Source organism: Neisseria sp. P0022.S010 (genome assembly GCF_051956635.1).
The window spans coordinates 1-441 of record NZ_JBQCXF010000917.1 but is presented as its reverse complement, the minus strand read 5'-3'; the positions used below and the strand labels follow the sequence as shown (position 1 = coordinate 441).

The following is a 441-nucleotide window of genomic DNA, read 5'->3' as shown; positions in this document are numbered from 1 at the left end:
CCTACGGGTGGCAGCAGTGAGGAATATTCGGCAATGGGGGGAACCCTGACCGAGCAACGCCGCGTGGAGGAAGACGGTTTTCGGATTGTAAACTCCTTTTCTGTGGGAAGAGCAAGGACGGTACCACAGGAATAAGTCACGGCTAACTACGTGCCAGCAGCCGCGGTAATACGTAGGTGGCAAGCGTTATCCGGAATTACTGGGCGTAAAGCGCACGCAGGTGGCTGCTTAAGTCTGACGTGAAAGCTCCTGGCTTAACTGGGAGAGGTCGTTGGAAACTAGATGGCTTGAGGCGAGGAGAGGGGTGTAGAATTCCCGGTGTAGTGGTGGAATGCGTAGATATCGGGAGGAATACCAGTGGCGAAAGCGACACCCTGGCCTTTGCCTGACGCTCAGGTGCGAAAGCGTGGGTAGCGAACGGGATTAGATACCCTTGTAGTC

General features: G+C 55.3%; 1 rRNA gene. It reads left to right on the top strand.

Annotation, left to right across the window (positions count from 1 at the left end):
* Window positions 1-441 (top strand): 16S ribosomal RNA (locus tag ACTHUT_RS22100); the annotation flags it as partial.